The sequence below is a fragment of the Arthrobacter sp. BK1 genome (assembly GCF_056680055.1).
The window spans coordinates 3,576,123-3,591,402 of the sequence record NZ_CM155263.1; the positions used below are offsets into that span (position 1 = coordinate 3,576,123).

Annotated in this window: 13 protein-coding genes; 8 read left to right on the top strand and 5 right to left on the bottom strand. The window is 68.5% G+C overall.

The features are described from left to right. Positions 1-37 precede the first annotated feature (37 nt). From AC1MCA_RS16390 to AC1MCA_RS16400, 3 genes are all read right to left on the bottom strand, one after another. Entirely contained in the window at positions 38-1,720 is a 1,683-nt protein-coding gene (locus tag AC1MCA_RS16390) for a formate--tetrahydrofolate ligase (RefSeq protein WP_479799214.1), read from the bottom strand. A gap of 35 nt (positions 1,721-1,755) precedes the next feature. Further along, a complete protein-coding gene (gene mshA / locus AC1MCA_RS16395) occupies positions 1,756-3,063 on the bottom strand; it encodes a D-inositol-3-phosphate glycosyltransferase (RefSeq protein ID WP_479799215.1) in 1,308 nt (435 codons plus the stop codon). Positions 3,064-3,124: 61 nt separating this feature from the next. Next, positions 3,125-4,579: a family 4 glycosyl hydrolase gene (locus AC1MCA_RS16400; RefSeq protein WP_479799217.1), complete on the bottom strand. Its 1,455-nt coding sequence runs from the start codon at positions 4,577-4,579 to the stop codon at positions 3,125-3,127. Between the two features lie 70 nt (positions 4,580-4,649). On the opposite strand from AC1MCA_RS16400, the gene AC1MCA_RS16405 reads away from it, so the two are divergent. The 6 genes from AC1MCA_RS16405 (at position 4,650) to tsaD (ending at position 10,023) form a co-directional block, all read left to right on the top strand. Continuing rightward, entirely contained in the window at positions 4,650-5,741 is a 1,092-nt protein-coding gene (locus AC1MCA_RS16405) for a carbohydrate kinase family protein (protein WP_479799219.1), read from the top strand. 71 nt (positions 5,742-5,812) lie between these two features. Next, the gene (alr, locus tag AC1MCA_RS16410) at positions 5,813-7,099 is read left to right on the top strand and encodes an alanine racemase (RefSeq protein ID WP_479799221.1); all 1,287 of its coding nucleotides are present in this window, start codon (positions 5,813-5,815) and stop codon (positions 7,097-7,099) included. Then, the gene (gene tsaE / locus AC1MCA_RS16415) at positions 7,096-7,719 is read left to right on the top strand and encodes a tRNA (adenosine(37)-N6)-threonylcarbamoyltransferase complex ATPase subunit type 1 TsaE (RefSeq protein WP_479799223.1); all 624 of its coding nucleotides are present in this window, start codon (positions 7,096-7,098) and stop codon (positions 7,717-7,719) included. The genes alr and tsaE overlap by 4 nt, the downstream gene beginning before the upstream one ends. Next, entirely contained in the window at positions 7,719-8,390 is a 672-nt protein-coding gene (tsaB, locus tag AC1MCA_RS16420) for a tRNA (adenosine(37)-N6)-threonylcarbamoyltransferase complex dimerization subunit type 1 TsaB (RefSeq protein WP_479799225.1), read from the top strand. Before tsaE ends, tsaB begins: the two co-directional genes overlap by 1 nt. Positions 8,391-8,425: 35 nt before the next feature. Then, complete coding sequence (gene rimI, locus AC1MCA_RS16425; protein ID WP_479803433.1) at positions 8,426-8,902, top strand: ribosomal protein S18-alanine N-acetyltransferase; 477 nt, start codon at positions 8,426-8,428, stop codon at positions 8,900-8,902. Next, entirely contained in the window at positions 8,899-10,023 is a 1,125-nt protein-coding gene (tsaD, locus tag AC1MCA_RS16430) for a tRNA (adenosine(37)-N6)-threonylcarbamoyltransferase complex transferase subunit TsaD (protein ID WP_479799227.1), read from the top strand. The genes rimI and tsaD overlap by 4 nt, the downstream gene beginning before the upstream one ends. A 113-nt stretch (positions 10,024-10,136) precedes the next feature. Here tsaD and AC1MCA_RS16435 read toward each other — a convergent pair whose 3' ends face one another. Then, positions 10,137-11,288 (bottom strand): glutamate--cysteine ligase, encoded by a 1,152-nt coding sequence (locus AC1MCA_RS16435; RefSeq protein ID WP_479799228.1) that lies wholly within the window; start codon positions 11,286-11,288, stop codon positions 10,137-10,139. A gap of 368 nt (positions 11,289-11,656) precedes the next feature. Between AC1MCA_RS16435 and AC1MCA_RS16440 the strand changes: the two genes are divergently transcribed. Next, complete coding sequence (locus AC1MCA_RS16440) at positions 11,657-13,102, top strand: glycoside hydrolase family 3 protein (protein ID WP_479803435.1); 1,446 nt, start codon at positions 11,657-11,659, stop codon at positions 13,100-13,102. Between the two features lie 64 nt (positions 13,103-13,166). Beyond that, positions 13,167-13,985 carry a shikimate 5-dehydrogenase gene (locus AC1MCA_RS16445; RefSeq protein ID WP_479799230.1) on the top strand — a complete coding sequence of 273 codons (819 nt, stop codon included), beginning with the start codon at positions 13,167-13,169 and terminating at the stop codon, positions 13,983-13,985. A 12-nt stretch (positions 13,986-13,997) separates the two neighbouring features. Here the strand turns inward: AC1MCA_RS16445 and AC1MCA_RS16450 are convergent, their stop codons facing one another. Beyond that, positions 13,998-15,227, bottom strand: a complete 1,230-nt coding sequence (locus tag AC1MCA_RS16450) for a THUMP-like domain-containing protein (protein WP_479799231.1) — start codon at positions 15,225-15,227, stop codon at positions 13,998-14,000. Positions 15,228-15,280: the final 53 nt, after the last annotated feature.

Here is a 15,280-nt window from a genome sequence, read left to right on the forward strand (position 1 = left end):
CTGGAGGGGGAGGGGAAAGGGGCGGGGAGGGCGGCGGTCAGGTGAGGCCTACGGGGTTGCCGGCGTCGTCCACGTCCATGCGCATCGCGGCCGGGGCTGCGGGCAGGCCGGGCATGGTCATCACCGCACCCGTCAGCGCCACGATGAAGCCTGCGCCGGTCTTGGGGATGAGATCGCGCACGTGGATGGTGAAGCCCTTCGGCGCGCCCAGCCTGGCGGCCTCGTCGCTGAAGGAGTATTGGGTCTTGGCCATGCAGACGGGCAACCCGGTCCAGCCGTTCTTTTCGATGTCGGCCAGCCGCTTCAGGGCAGGAACGGAGAAGTCCACGCCGTCGGCACCATAGATCTCCTGGGCAATGGTCCTGATCTTCTCCTCCACAGGCAGATCCAACGCATACAGGTGCCGGAAACTGTTCGGCGCGGCCACCACCGCCGCCACCTTGGCTGCCAGTTCGTCGCCGCCGTCCCCGCCGCCACCTCGGCCCCAGACATCGGCGACGGCGGCCTGGACACCCTCCGCCGCGCACCACTCCAGCAGCCAGCTGAGCTCCTCTTCGGTGTCGGACGAGAACCTGTTGATGGCCACCACCGGGGTCACGCCGAACTTCTCGACGTTGTGCACATGCCGCCGGAGATTCGCCACCCCGGCCTGGAGCGCCTCAAAGTCCGGTTCGCGGAGCCGGTCCACAGGCACACCGCCATGCATCTTCAGCGCCCGCACCGTTGCAACGACCACCACCGCGGAGGGCTCCAGCCCGGGCACCCGCGCCTTGATGTCCATGAACTTTTCCGCCCCGAGGTCGGCCCCGAAGCCGGCCTCGGTGACCACGATGTCCGCGAGCCGCCGTGCCGTCTGGGTTGCGATCAGCGAGTTGCAGCCGTGCGCGATGTTGGCGAAGGGCCCGCCGTGCACCAGCGCAGGGGTCCCGGCGATGGTCTGCACCAGGTTCGGTTTGATGGCCTCTTTGAGCAGGAGGGTCAACACGCCCTGGACGCCGAGGTCCGCCACCGTGACCGGAGCCCGGTCATAGGTGTAGCCGAACGTGATGCGGCCCAGGCGCTCGCGGAGACCGGCAAGGTTCTCGGCGAGGCAGAACACGGCCATGATCTCGGAGGCCACCGTGATGTCGAAACCGTCCTGCCGGGGGACACCCTGGGTGGGTCCGCCGAGGCCGATGATCACCTCGCGGAGCGCCCTGTCATTCATGTCCAGGACCCGCTTGAACGTCATCCGCCGCGGGTCGATGTTCAGCTGGTTGCCCTGGTAGATGTGGTTGTCCACAAGCGCCATGAGGGCATTGTTGGCCGAGGTGATGGCGTGGAAATCACCGGTGAAGTGCAGGTTGATCTCGTCCATGGGCAGCACCTGGGAGTAGCCGCCGCCTGTTGCGCCGCCCTTCATGCCCAGGACGGGACCGAGCGAGGGTTCGCGCAGGGCAATCATCACCTTGTGGCCCAACCTGGCCAGCGAATCAGCCAGACCCACGGTAGTGGTGGACTTCCCCTCACCGGCGGGGGTGGGCGACATCGCCGAAACCAGCACCACTTTCCCGGCCGGTGCGGGCGCCTCGAGCCGTGCGGGGTCGATCTTGGCCTTGTACCGCCCGTACTGTTCCAGCGCTGCCTCGTTGATGCCGGCGGCCGCCGCGATCTTCTTGATCGGCCGGATAGTGGCCAGCCGTGCGATCTCGAGGTCAGTAAGCGTATTCCGTTCAGACATCCTTGTCCTTTGGTTGGGTACAGCGGCTGTTTGGCTTAGAAATCGTTGGGCAGGGGACTCGGACCGACGGGGTGGGACGGGACAGCAGAGACCGCGGTGATCAGCCGGCGCCCCGAAAAGTCGTCGACGGCGGCCCGGTACGTTTCCAGCGTCAGGGCGGCGGTGTGCTGCCAGCCGGAGTTCTGGGCCTGGATGGCCGCCGCAAGCCCCATGACCTCACGGGTGGCAGGGTCGTCGTACATGGCCTCGAGCGCATCTGCCCAGTCCGAGGCGTGGTGCCCGTCCACCAGGAGGCCGGTGCGGCCGTGGCTGATGGCACGCGAGAGACCGCCCACCCGGGTTGCCACCACCGGCGTGCCGCAGGCCTGGGCTTCGAGCGCCACCAGGCCGAAAGACTCACTGTAGGAGGGCATCACCACGACGTCGGCCGCCCTGAACCAGGATGCCAGCACCGGTGCGCTGACCGGCGGAAGGTGCGTGACGACGTCGTCCATTCCGGCCTCGGTGATCAGCTGCCGCAGGTTGAAATCCTTGTTGCCGCTCAGTGCACCCAGGATGGTGATCCGGAGATCGATGTCCGGGCGCCGCGACCGCAGCTTGGCGGCGGCCTTGAGGAGGATCTGCGGGCCTTTCAGTCGCTGGATCCTGCCGGCGAAGAGAATGTGGAAGATCTCCGGCGGCACGCCGTGTTCGGCCCGGGACCGCGACCGGAAGGCGGGGGTAAAGGTGCTGAGGTCCACCCCCGGCGGCGCGATGTCGATCCGGTCGGGATCGGCACCATAGTGGGATTCGAGTTCGCTGGCCTCGGCGCTGGTGTTGGCGATCAGGCGTGCGGCGCCGTCGACGATCCGGTGCTCGCCCTCTTCCCGCCGCCGCGGTTCGGGCTTCTCGCCGGATTCGAGCAGGAGGTTTTTGACCTTGGCCATGGTGTGCATGGTGTGGACCAGCGGCACTTCCCAAAGCTCCGAGAGTTCCAGGCCGGCGATCCCGGACACCCAGTAATGCGAATGGATGACGTCATACCGGCCGTGTTTCTGGCGCCGGCGGATCTGCTCGATCTCGGCCACCATGCTGTGCAGCAGCTCCGGCAGTTCTTCCTTGGGGATCTTCCGCGACGGCCCGGCCAGCACATTGTGCACGCACACACCGGGGTCCGGATGCTCGACGGCGGGCTGCTTGGCTGACGTGGCGCGCGTGAAGATCTCCACCTCCACACCGGTCTCCGCCAGCGCAGAGGCCAGTTCCCGGATGTAGACGTTCATTCCGCCGGCGTCGCCGGAGCCCGGCTGCTCCATGGGGGAGGTGTGGAGGGAAAGTAGTGCGACCCTGCGGATCAGTGTCATCCCTGCCCCTTCCCGCTGCCGGAACGCGCGCCGGCCACGCTGTTCTCCACTCGGTAAAACACTACTCCTGCCGACGCCACAGCTCCGGCAGCGCCGGGAACGCCACTTCATAACCAGCCAGCAGGGCAGCCCCCAGCCGGGAAGAGTCCACGAGAGGGTGCCGGGCGAAAGCATCAACGGCCGCGGACCGGTCACCGTGGGTAGCCGCCCGGACGGTGAGCTGTTCCACCTCCTTGACCCGGCGCAGCAACGCCAGCTGTTCCGGTGCCGGCGCTGACTGGCGAAGCGGCACGGCGCCGTCGGGCGTTACAACGCAGGGGACTTCGACGACGGCGTCCGCCGGCAGACCCGGAATAGCCGGTTCGCCCGGGGTGCTCTGGGCCGGGGTGCCTGGGGCCGCAGCCAGCGTGTTGGGCGTGTTCAGGATCAGCTGCGCATCGCCGGCGCCGGCCAGGCCGCGCATCACAGCCAGTGCCACGCGCTCGTAGCCGCCACCGGCGAGGTCCGCCTCGTCGCGCTGCTCGCCGTGGGTCCGGGCTTCGGCGAGGTACCCCTCCTCGCGCGAGCGGCGCGCGGCGTCCCAGATTTTGAAGGCTTCACCGCCTGCTGCGGCGAGCCGCGGATACAGCTCGGCCTGCTGGTGGTGGATGGATTCGCCGCGGGTGGCGGGCATGGCCCGCATGGCAGCGGCGGCACTGTCCCGCTGGTAGTAGTAATAGAGGTATTCGTTGGGCAAAGCACCCAGCCCGGCCAGGAACGGCTGACGGAAAAGCCGCCCCTCCTCGAACGTCTGTAGCGCCTGGGCGTCAGCGAGAAGTTCCGGGAGCACATCCCGCCCGCCGGACTCCAGCCGGTACAGCCAGCCGAGGTGGTTGAGCCCGTAGTAGCCCACGCCGTCGAGCCGTCCGTCGGCCAGGGGCACACCGGCGGCCCGCGCGGCCCGGTGCACCAGCCCGCCCGCCGAATCGCAGATCCCGATGACCTTCCGGCCCAGGACCGGTACGAGCGCCTCCGTGACCATGCCCGCCGGGTTCGTGAAATTGATCAGCCACGCGTCCGGGCAGTGCTTCTGCATCTGCCGCGCCAGGTGCAGCATCTCGGGGATGGTGCGCAAGGCGTACGAGATGCCGCCGGCGCCGGTGGTTTCCTGGCCGAGAAGGCCAAGGTCCTGGGCCACCTTTTCGTCGGCGATGCGCCCGGCCGTGCCGCCGGGCCGGATCGCCGCAAACACGAGGTCGGTCCCGGCCAGGGCCTCAGGCAGCGACGTGGCGGTGCGGATAACAGGAGGCCGGGCCCCCGCTGCCGCGCCGGCACCCTCCGGCGCCTGGGCACCCACCGGCGCGCCGCCGTCGGGCACTGGCATGGCCCGCAGAACCGCGGTGATCGCCTCGAGGCGGGCAGGGTCGACGTCGAACAGCACCAGCTCGCTGACCAGCCCCGCGAAGGGGCCGGAAGCGAGGGCCCGGTACACAAGCGGGACGCGGAACCCGCCGCCGCCGGCAATCATGAGACGCATAGTCAGCAGTGTAGGCCGGGCGCGGCAGGTCCCCTACCGTCCTGCGGCGCCAGGGCGTAGTCTGCCGGACATGGACGCAATTCCGGACCGCCGCTTCGATCCGCTCTCTTTCGTCCGCCAGCCAGCCGACGGGGAGTTTGACCTGATCCTCGCCGGGACGGTCTTCCAGGACATCATCTTCACAGGCCTGCCGCACGCGCCCGAGCCGGGCACCGAGATCTGGAGCGAAGGCATGGGCAGCTGCCCCGGCGGCGTGGCGAACCAGGCCATCGCCGCTGCACGGCTGGGCCTGCGTACCGGACTGGCTGCGGCGTTTGGGGACGACGGTTACGGGGACTACAACTGGAAGATCCTGGCCGGGCAGGAGCACGTGGACCTGAGCCTCTCGCGCCGGGTCGCGGGCTGGCATTCGCCGGTGACCGTCTCGCTCAGCGTGGATAAGGACCGGTCCCTGGTGACGCACGGCCATCCGGCGCCCGTGACCTCGTCCGAACTGATCGGTTCGCCGCCGCCGGCGCTCGCCGGAATTGCCGAGCTGGGGGTCGAGATTGAGCCCTGGGCCAAGGAGGCCTACCAGTCCGGCGTGAAGCTGTTCGGGGATGTGGGCTGGGACCCCAGCGGGGAATGGTCTCCGGTCAGGCTCGAAAACCTGCAGTACTTCCACGCGTTCCTGCCCAACCAGCGGGAGGCCATGGCCTTCACGGGTAAGGACAACCCGTGGTCCGCGCTGTACGCACTGGCGGACCGGGTGCCCGTGGCCGTGGTGACGCTTGGGGCGCAGGGTGCCATGGCCGTGGACTCCGAGACGGGGGAGGAGGAGTGGGTGCCGTCCCTGCCGGTGACCGCTTTCGATCCCACCGGTGCCGGCGACTGCTTTGACGCGGCCTTCATCGTGGGCACCCTGGCCGGCTGGCCGCTGGGCAACCGGCTCCGTTTCGCCAACCTTTGCGCCTCGCTGGCGGTGCAGGAGGTGGGGGGATCGCTGGCGGCTCCCGGGTGGGGGGACATCGCTGACTGGTGGCAGAAGGCCAACTCCCGGCCCGAACGCCAGAGCAGCCAGTGGCTCCGCCGCTTCGGCTTCCTCGCCGAGATCCTCCAAGACGTCCCGATGGGAGCGCAGCGCCGGGCCACCGCCACCATCGCGCACCTCTCTGACGCGTGAGGACGCCTGAACGGAGCCCGTGAACGCAGGGCGATTATCCGGCCCTGACCGCCCGCACTAGAATCACTAAGGTGACTTACCCCGTAACAACCGGTGACTTCAGCGCGGCCTCAGGAACTGATCCTCTGCACGAGCGGTCCGCCGTCATCGATCTGGATGCCATCCGCCACAACGTGCGCAGGCTGGCCGACGCCGCATCACCGGCGAAGGTCATGGCCGTGGTCAAGGCCGATGCGTACGGGCACGGCGCGGTCCCCGTGGCGCGGGCCGCCCTCGAAGCCGGTGCCTCCTGGCTGGGAGTGGCTCACATCTCCGAAGCGCTGCAGCTCCGGGCGGCTGGCATCGAAGCGCCCTTGCTGGCCTGGCTGCACACCACGGAAAGCAACTTCGGTGCTGCGGTGGCTGCCGGCGTCGACATCGGCTGTTCAGGCTGGGAACTGGAACGGATTGTCGCGGCGGCCCGTGACCAGGAACGTCCCGCCCGCATCCATCTGAAGGTGGACACCGGACTCGGGCGGAACGGGGTGACCCTGGACGCCTGGGACCAGCTGGTGGGCGAGGCGATGGAGTACCAGGACGAGGGACTCCTGCGTGTGGTAGGCATTTTCTCGCACCTTTCGGTGGCGGATGAGCCGGAGCGTCCCGAAACGGACGAGCAGCTGGCACTGTTCCGCGAAGTGCTGGCGGCCGCCGAGGACGCCGGGGTGGATCCCGAAGTCCGACACCTGGCGAACACACCCGCCACGTTGTCCCGGCCGGATACCCACTTTGACCTGGTGCGGGTGGGGCTGGGCATCTATGGCCTCTCGCCCTTTGAAGGCCAGAGTTCCGCCGAACTGGGGCTCCGCCCGGCCATGACGCTGCGGACCGTGGTGTCCCAGTGCAAGGACGTGCCGGACAGGCAGGGCGTTTCCTACGGCCTCCGCTACCGCACCCAGGGCCCCAGCACGCTGGCGCTGATCCCGATGGGCTATGCCGACGGCATCCCCCGGGTGGCCACCGGCGGTCCGGTCCGGATTGCCGGCAGGACGTACCCGGTAGTGGGCCGGATCGCCATGGACCAGATGGTCATCGACCTGGGTAACGTCGGCGCGGCCGCCGCGGGCCTCCTCGGCGCGGAAGCGGTCCTGTTCGGCAACGGGGACGACGGCGGCCCCACCGCCGACGACTGGGCCGTAGCCGCCGGAACCAATAACTACGAGATCGTGACCCGGATCAGCCCCCGGGTCCCGCGCCGGTTCATTAACGGCCATCCCGCCGTCGGCTCTTCCAGCGGCACTCCGGTCGATTCTCCCGCCGGTGCTCCAGGTGCCGCATCCCCGGCCGCATCCCCCGCCACCGGCCAGGTGACGCCGTGAGTGTGCCGGCCGCCGCCGAGGCGCCGAACTGGGAACTGACACTGAAGGTCACGACGGCGGACCAGACCCATGCGCTCGGCGCAGCTTTGGGGGCGGAGCTTGAGCGCGGGGACCTGCTGGTGCTGACCGGCGAGCTGGGTGCAGGGAAAACCACCCTCACGCAGGGGCTCGGCGAGGGCCTGGGCGTGCGGGCCGGGGTCATCTCGCCCACGTTCGTGCTGGTCCGCATCCACCCGAACCTGCCTGACGGCCCCCGCCCGGGCGGCCCGGACCTGGTCCACGTGGACGCGTACAGGCTGGGGTCGGCGTCGGAGATTGATGACATCGACCTTGAGAACACCATGGACTCATCGGTGACCGTGGTGGAATGGGGGCGCGGGCGCGTGGAGCACCTGAGCGAGAGCCGGCTTGAGGTGGACCTGCACCGCGCCGTGGGGCTGGAAGCGCCTGGGCCGGGTGCTGGCGAACCGCAACCGGGGCACCCCGAAACCCTCGACTTTGACACGGATGACAACGACGAACCGCGCACCATCGTGCTGCGCGGTTTCGGCCCGCGCTGGAGCGCCAGGCCTGCCCTTGGTGGAGCCATCCTCGGCGGCGCCATCGAAGGGAACCGCTGATGCTTATCCTTGCCATCGACACCTCGGCTGTGGCCAGTGCCGCCCTGGTCTCGGACGACGCCCTTGAAGGCGTGGTGGCCAGCTTCTCCACCGAGGACACGCGCAGCCATGCGGAGGTGCTGGCCCCCGGGATCCAGGACCTGCTCGCTGAAGCCGGCGTGACGGGCCAGGACATCGACGCGATCGTGACGGGCGTGGGCCCCGGCCCGTTCACCGGCCTGCGCTCCGGGATCGCCACCGCCCGTACCCTGGCGTTCGTCTGGGATAAACCTCTGTACGGCCTCATGAGCCTGGACGCGGTGGCGCTCGAGGTGGCCGAGTCCACCGATGCCGCGGCCGAATTCCTGGTGGTCACGGACGCGCGGCGGAAAGAGGTCTACTGGGCCCGGTACAGCCTTGCGGACGGGCAGTTGCCCCGGCTGGAGGACGGCCCGCACGTCAGCTTCCCTGCAGACCTTCCGGACCTCCCCGCCTACGGGGCCGGTGCAGGGCTTTACAGCGACGTCCTGCGCGCAGACCCGGACTTCGCCAAAGAACAGCCGGACGCCCTGTATCTCGGCCAGTTCGCCCTGGCCCGGCTGGCGGCCGGCGGAAAGCTGCTGGACTCCACACCCCTGTACCTGCGCGAATCCGATGCACAGGTCCCCGGACCCCGGAAGAGGGCACTGTGACGGCGCCCCGGGCTGACGGAGTCGTCCTCCGGGACATGACCCTGGAGGACGTTCCGGCAGTCAACACCCTCGAACAAAGGCTGTTCCCGGCCGATGCCTGGCCGTTGCAGATGTTCCTGGCCGAACTGTCCCAGCCCGAGACACGCCGCTACCTGGTGGCCGAAAGCCGCGGCGAGATCGTGGGTTACGCCGGCCTGATGTGCATCGAGCCGATCGCGGATGTCCAGACCATCGCCGTCGTGCCGGAATTCGAAGGGCGGGGGATCGGCTCGGCCCTCCTGACCCGGCTCATCGACGAAGCCCGCAGCCGCGGCGCCGCTGACGTGCTCCTGGAAGTGCGCGAAGACAACCCGCGGGCGCAGCAGCTCTACGGGCGGTTCGGATTCGAAAGAATCCACGTCCGCCGCGGGTATTACCGTGACGGCGTTGATGCCCTGATCATGCGGCTGCAGCTGGTCCCGGAAGGCGCCGGAGCAGCCGCGGAACCCCCAACGGAAGCAGGCCAGGCATGAACACCCCGCAGCCACTGGTGCTGGGCATCGAGTCCTCCTGCGACGAGACCGGCGTCGGGATCGTCCGCGGAACAACCCTGCTGACCAACACGGTGTCCTCCTCGATGGATGAACACGTCCGCTTCGGCGGAGTGATCCCGGAGATCGCCTCGCGGGCACACCTGGACGCGTTTGTCCCCACCCTCCGGCAGGCCCTGTCCGACGCCGGCGTGACGCTGGAGGACGTGGACGCCATTGCCGTCACGTCCGGGCCCGGGCTGGCCGGCGCACTGATGGTCGGGGTGTGCGCTGCGAAGGCGCTCGCCGTAGCCACCGGCAAGCCGCTGTACGCCATCAACCACCTGGTGGCGCACGTCGGCGTGGGGCTGCTGGACGGAAAGCACGACGGCGGTGCTGCCGCCGCCGTTGTGGCCGGGCCCGGCCGCGGTGGCCCTCTCCCGGACCACCTGGGCGCCCTGCTGGTCTCCGGCGGGCACACCGAGATCCTCAAGATCAACAGCATCACCAGCGACGTCCAGCTCCTCGGGTCCACGATCGACGACGCCGCGGGGGAGGCCTACGACAAAGTGGCCCGCATCCTGGGCCTCGGCTACCCCGGCGGTCCGGCCATCGACAAGCTGGCCCGGACAGGCAACCCCAAAGCCATCCGTTTCCCGCGCGGCCTCACCCAGCCCAAGTACATGGGCACGGCCGAGGAACCGGGGAAGCACCGCTACGACTGGTCCTTCAGCGGTCTGAAGACAGCCGTAGCCCGCTGCGTTGAGCAGTTCGAGGCCCGAGGCGAGGACCTTCCCGTGGCGGACATTGCCGCCGCCTTCCAGGAAGCCGTGGTGGACGTGATCACCTCCAAAGCCGTGCTGGCCTGCGTTGAGCACGGCATCAAGGATGTCCTGCTGGGCGGCGGGGTGGCGGCCAACTCCCGGCTCCGCGAGCTCACAGCCAAGCGCTGCGCTTCGGCGGGAATCACGCTTCATGTGCCGCCGCTGGACCTGTGCACCGACAACGGCGCCATGGTGGCCGCCCTCGGTGCGCAGCTGGTGATGGCCGGTATTGGTCCCAGCGGCATCCGCTTCGCCCCGGACTCCTCCATGCCGGTCACCGCGGTGTCTTTGCCTGCCTGAAGGCAGTTGTGGCCGCGCCAACCTTCGCGGGGCACCTTGGGGGCGTCGCCGTCGTAAATCACGACGGCGGCCGGCGTGTCCGTGTCGAAGTGCCCCGTTTCGGGAGGGCCAGGTTAGGCCGTCGGGCCGTTCCGCATCTGCTTGACCAGGTCCAGCACCACGGCGCGCAAATCGCCGCCGTGCTCGGCAGCCACCCGGCGCTGGCGCTGGTAGCCGGCGCCGCGGCGGATGATCTTCTCGACGTCGGCCAGTTCGTCGGGGCAGCCGAGCTTCGCTGCCACCGGCTCGAGCCGGTTGAGGGTTTCCATCAGGTGCTCCGTGACCAGCTTTTCGCTGCCGGCAGCGTCCAGGATGATGATGGCGTCCATGCCGTAACGGGCGGCACGCCACTTGTTCTCCTGGATGTGCCACGGCGGCATGGTGGGGATGGTTCCGCCGTTGTCCAGGGTGGTGGAGAACTCGTCGACGAGGCACTGGGTGAGGGCAGCAATCGCGCCGACTTCCTCCAGGGTGGCGAGGCCGTCGCAGATGCGCATCTCGATGGTGCCGAATTGCGGGACGGGCCGGATGTCCCAGCGGATTTCGGACAAAGAGTCGATCACCCCGGTCGTGAACATGTCCTGGGCGTAGGACTCGTATTCTTCCCATGACTGGAACTGGAACGGCAGGCCGGCTGTGGGAAGTTGCTGGAACATCAGGGCACGCTGTGATGCGTAGCCGGTGTCCTCGCCGCCCCAGAACGGGCTCGAGGCCGAGAGCGCCTGGAAGTGCGGGAAATAGTTGACCAGCCCGTCGAGTACCGGAAGGGCCTTTTCGCGCCGGTCCAGCCCCACATGGACGTGCACGCCGTAGATGACCATCTGCCGGCCCCACCACTGGGTGCGGTCGATCAGTTTGGCGTACCTGGCCTTGTCCGTGACCGGCTGGAGCTGCGGCGGGCTGAACGGGTGGCTGCCGGCGCAGAAGATCTCCACGCCCATCGGATCGGTGATCTCGCGGACGGCGGCGAGCGACCGGCTGAGGTCTTCCTTGGCTTCGCCGGCTGTCTCGCAGATGCCGGTGACCAGCTCCACCGTGTTCAGCAGCAGTTCCTGCTTGATATGCGGGTGTTCGTCGTCTTCGTTCAGTTCGGGGTGCTTGGCCGCAACACCGCGGAGGACCTCGTTGGCCACCGAGGCCAGTTCGCCGGTCTCACCGTCAACGAGTGCCAGCTCCCATTCCACACCAAGAGTTGATTGCTTCGATGAAGCGAAATCAATCTTCATGCGTTCCCCTAACTGTTCCCGTTGTGCCCGGCGCACGCCGCGTTCAAGTCTAGTGCAGGGGTAGCATGGTTCCGATGGCCTTGTTCCCGCGGACGTGTGACTCTTTTCATCAAACCACCCTTATTCTGGCTGCCGCCGCCACCGTAGCCGCGATGGCTGGCTGCTCGGCTGTCCCCGCCGCCGCTCCCGTGTCATCGGGCTCCGTTCCCGCCTCTCCAGCAGCTTCCGCCACAGCTTCGCCCACGGGATCACCGAGCCCGACGACGGCACCCCCGCCCGTTTCCCCCGCACCGGACCCGGGGCTGCGGTCCCTTGGCTGGGGTCCTGAACAGCGGGACCAGGACGCCGCCGCCGCGGCTGTGGCTGCGATGTCGGTGGAGCAGAAGGCAGGCCAGGTGCTCATGCCGTTCTACACCGGCACGAACGTGGAAGCGCACGCGGCCACCATTGAACGGCTCCATCTCTCGGGCTCCATCATCATGGGCGACAATGTCCCCCTTGATGCCAACGGCAAGGTGGACCCGGTTGCCATGACGGCGATCAACAAGCGGCTGGCCCAGGCCGCCCGCGCTGACGGCAGGCCATGGCCCGGACTGATCGGCGTGGACCAGGAGGGCGGGATCGTTGCCAGGCTAGGTACGCCCCTGACTGAATGGCCCACCCCCATGAGTTACGGCGCGGCTGGGAATGTGGCCCTCGCCAAGGAGGCTGCGAACGGCCTCGCCGCCGAACTGGCGCCGTTGGGCTTCAACGTGGACTTCGCCCCGGACACGGATGTGACAGTGGGCCCGGCGGATCCCACCATCGGAGCCCGCTCCATGTCCGGGAACCCCGACGCCGCCGGGGTGCTGGGCGTTGCGTTCTTCGAAGGCATGCTGGCGGGCGGGGTCCTGCCGGCGGTCAAGCATTTTCCAGGGCACGGTTCAGTCGCTGTGGACTCGCACCACGACCTTCCGGTGCAGCCCGCCGGCCTGGACGAGCTCAAGGCCCGCGACTGGAAGCCGTTCCAGGCTGCCATCACAGCGGGCGCGCCCATGGTCATGACAGGGCACATCGCCGTGCCCGCCCTCGAACCCGGCGTCCCGGCGTCGTTATCCCGGCCCACCTACGCCGCGCTGCGGGGGCTGGGCTTCAACGGCGTCGCCATCACCGACGCCCTCAACATGGGTGCGGTGAAGAAGCACTACCCGGGTGGTTCCGCCGCCCCGGCAGCGCTGTCCGCCGGCGCGGACCTGCTGCTGATGCCGGCCGACGCGGGCCTGGCCCACGCCGCCATCGTGGAGGCCGTTGCCGCCGGCGCGCTGCCCGCTGAGAGGCTCACCGAAGCCGCCCAGCGTGTCGCGACCATGCTGACCTGGCGCGGGCGGGTTGCCGCACAACCTGCCCCACCAGCGGGAGCGGCGCCGGGCAGCGGCAATGCGCTGTCCGCCAGTGTCTCCGCCGCAGCGGTCACGGTGGTGTCCGGGGCGTGCAGCGGGCCCCTGGTCCCGGGCAGTGTCCAGCTCGCCGGTGGTTCCCCTCAGGACAGGGCGCGGTTCGCGGCGGCCGCTGCGAAGGCCGGGCTGGCCACCGGGAGCGGCCCGCTGGTGACCCTCATCGGCTACAACGGGCCTCCTGCGGACGGCGACATCGCCGTGGCACTGGATGCGCCCTGGCCCTTGCGTGCCTCCACTGCCCCCACGAAAATCGCGCTGTACGGCCGGACCCAGGGCGCCTTCGATGCGCTGGCGAACGTCCTGGCAGGGAAGGCTGCTGCACCGGGGAGGCTGCCCGCCGCCGTCGGAACCTTCCCCGCGGGAACCGGCTGCCCCTAGAATCCGCCGCAGCTGATTGCCGGGGCAACCCCATGAACAGGGCAAGCGGCGGTTTAATGGACGGGTGCCCATACTCAATAAAGACATGACCCTGTGTATCTCGCTCTCGGCCCGGCCCAGCAACAACGGGACCCGTTTCCATAACCACCTGTACGACCAGCTGGGCCTGAACTGGATCTACAAGGCCTTCGCGCCCACGGATCTTGCCCAGGCGATCGCCGGCGTCCGCGGCCTCGGGATCCGCGGCTGCGCGGTGTCCATGCCCTACAAGGAAGATGTGATCGCGCTCGTGGATGAGCTGGACCCCTCCGCGAAAGCCATCGACTCCGTCAACACGATCGTGAACACCAACGGACACCTCAAGGCATACAACACCGATTACACAGCCATTGAGCAGCTGCTGGCGGGCAACGCCGTTCCCACTGACTACTCGGTACTGGTCCAGGGTGCCGGCGGCATGGCGAAAGCGACCGTCGCTGCGCTGCGGGACGCAGGATTCACGGACGTCACAGTGATTGCGCGGAACGAGGCCACCGGGCGGGCGCTCGCAGAGCAGTACGGGTTCCGGTGGCAGGCAGAGCTCGACGGCGGGACGGCCGCCCTGATCATCAACGTCACGCCGATTGGCATGCAGGGCGGTCCGGAAGCCGATTCGCTGGCGTTCCCCGAAACCGTGATCGCCGCGGCCAAAGTGGTGTTCGACGTCGTGGCACTCCCGGCTGAAACACCCCTGATCACGGCGGCACGCATCGCCGGAAAACCGGTCATCACGGGCGCGGAAGTGGCCACCATCCAGGCATTGGAGCAGTTTGTGCTCTACACGGGCGTCCGTCCCAGCGACGAACAGGTCCGTGCCGCCGAAGAGTTCATGCGCGCGCAATAGCGCCGGGCTGCCTTAGACGGGCTCCACCGCGATGGCCACCCGGTCCTCCCCGATGCGGGTCAGGACCAGGGTGGCTGTTGTGGTTCCGGCCTTTTTGCTTCCGCTTTTGACTCCGGCCAGAAGCTGCTTGCGCAGTTCCTCAGGCGTGACGGACGTGCCCCGCTTCTTGATGTCCAGCACGCCGATGCCGTTGTCCTTGACCCAGGCCTTGAGCGCCTTGACGTTGTACGGCATCACTTCCAGGACCTTGTAGGCCCGGGCGAACGGTGTGTCCACACGTTCCGGCGCGCAGATGTACGCGATGTGCTCATCCAGCAGGTGCCCGCCCAGCTCAAGTGCGACGTCGGCCACCAGGCCTGCGCGGATCACCGCACCATCCGGCTCGTAAAGATACCCCTCGGGCGGACCCACCGGCGCTACCGGACCGCCGTCGAAATCCTCCCCGCTGGTGATCTCGGCGGCGCCCTGCGGCCCCAGCAGCAGCGCAGCCCGGCGGATTCCCGGCCGCCGCACCGCGTTGAACCAGAGCGTCACCTCGGTGACGTCGCCAGCCACCGATACCCACTGCGCTTCGCAGTCCGCCGGCACCGATTCATGCGGCATTCCGGGGCCCATCTTGACCCCGACAGCGCGTCCCGTGGCCGCCAGCGATTCCACAAAGGAAAGCGGCGGCGAAAACGCCTCAGGGTCCCAGATCCTTTTGGTGCCCGACGTCGACGTGGTCCGGCGTGCGGGATCCAGCCAGACGCCGTCGACCCCTTCCAGGGAAACAGCGGTGGCATCCGAATGCACCACCGTGGCGTTGGGGAATGGAATGAGATTCACCGTGGCGCAGGCAGCAGTGGTCTCGTCCATCTCCACGGCAGTGACGGTGATGTCCATCGAGGCGAGCGCAAGCGAGTCCGCGGCGAGGCCGCAGCCGAGGTCAGCCACATGGCGGATGCCGGCCTGGGCGAAGCGTTCCGCGTGGCGGGCCGCAACGTTGAGGCGGGTGGCCTGTTCCAGGCCTGCCTGGGTGAAAAGCATGCTCCGGGCGAACTCGCCGAATTTGAGTTCGGCCTTGGTGCGCAGCCTCGACTGGGTGAGGACTGCAGACACCAGTTCGGGGGAGTGGCCCGCTTTGCGGAGCGCCGAATTAAGCTCAAAGGCCTTGTCTTCGCGGTAGGGTCCCAGGGACGCCAGCAGCTCCCAGCCTTCGCTGGTGAGGAGTGGGGCGATCTGGTCCTGCGGTGCTTGAGCCATGGGTTCAAGCGTAGTGGAGATGGCCCGGCAGCCCGTTCCCGCTAGGGTTGAAG

Excerpts from the sequence above, each read along its gene's own strand:
- AC1MCA_RS16390 (WP_479799214.1), bottom strand. The coding sequence starts at position 1,720 with ATGTCTGAACGGAATACGCTTACTGACCTCGAGATCGCACGGCTGGCC.
- mshA (WP_479799215.1), bottom strand. The coding sequence starts at position 3,063 with ATGACACTGATCCGCAGGGTCGCACTACTTTCCCTCCACACCTCCCCC.
- AC1MCA_RS16400 (WP_479799217.1), bottom strand. The coding sequence starts at position 4,579 with ATGCGTCTCATGATTGCCGGCGGCGGCGGGTTCCGCGTCCCGCTTGTG.
- AC1MCA_RS16405 (WP_479799219.1), top strand. The coding sequence starts at position 4,650 with ATGGACGCAATTCCGGACCGCCGCTTCGATCCGCTCTCTTTCGTCCGC.
- tsaB (WP_479799225.1), top strand. The coding sequence starts at position 7,719 with ATGCTTATCCTTGCCATCGACACCTCGGCTGTGGCCAGTGCCGCCCTG.
- rimI (WP_479803433.1), top strand. The coding sequence starts at position 8,426 with ATGACCCTGGAGGACGTTCCGGCAGTCAACACCCTCGAACAAAGGCTG.
- tsaD (WP_479799227.1), top strand. The coding sequence starts at position 8,899 with ATGAACACCCCGCAGCCACTGGTGCTGGGCATCGAGTCCTCCTGCGAC.
- AC1MCA_RS16435 (WP_479799228.1), bottom strand. The coding sequence starts at position 11,288 with ATGAAGATTGATTTCGCTTCATCGAAGCAATCAACTCTTGGTGTGGAA.
- AC1MCA_RS16440 (WP_479803435.1), top strand. The coding sequence starts at position 11,657 with ATGTCGGTGGAGCAGAAGGCAGGCCAGGTGCTCATGCCGTTCTACACC.
- AC1MCA_RS16450 (WP_479799231.1), bottom strand. The coding sequence starts at position 15,227 with ATGGCTCAAGCACCGCAGGACCAGATCGCCCCACTCCTCACCAGCGAA.